Annotated in this window: 1 protein-coding gene; it reads right to left on the reverse strand. The window is 75.4% G+C overall.

Annotated features, from left to right (window positions below):
* A partial coding sequence (locus CKO33_RS13325; protein WP_200182705.1) for an HAD-IC family P-type ATPase occupies positions 1 to 276 on the reverse strand: 276 nt, incomplete at both ends.

Below are 276 nucleotides of genomic sequence, written 5' to 3' on the forward strand. Positions count from 1 at the left end.
GCGATGCCCACATGGGCCCCGGCCAGGGCCGGGGCATCGTTGATGCCGTCACCCACGAAGGCCACCCGCGACTCCCCGGCCCCCAGGTCGGCCACGGCCCGGGCCGTGGCCGACGAACTGGGTATCGACCAGGTGCTGGCCGGGGTGCTGCCGGAGGGCAAGGCCCGGGCGGTGCGCGGGTTGTCGCCGGTGACCATCACCACCCGCAACCCCAGCCGGTGCAGCCCCTGCACCGCCTCGCGGGCCGAATCCTTGGGGGGATCGGTCACCGCCAGC

Origin of the sequence: Ectothiorhodospira mobilis (assembly GCF_016584115.1) — a bacterium.
Lineage (GTDB): Bacteria > Pseudomonadota > Gammaproteobacteria > Ectothiorhodospirales > Ectothiorhodospiraceae > Ectothiorhodospira > Ectothiorhodospira mobilis.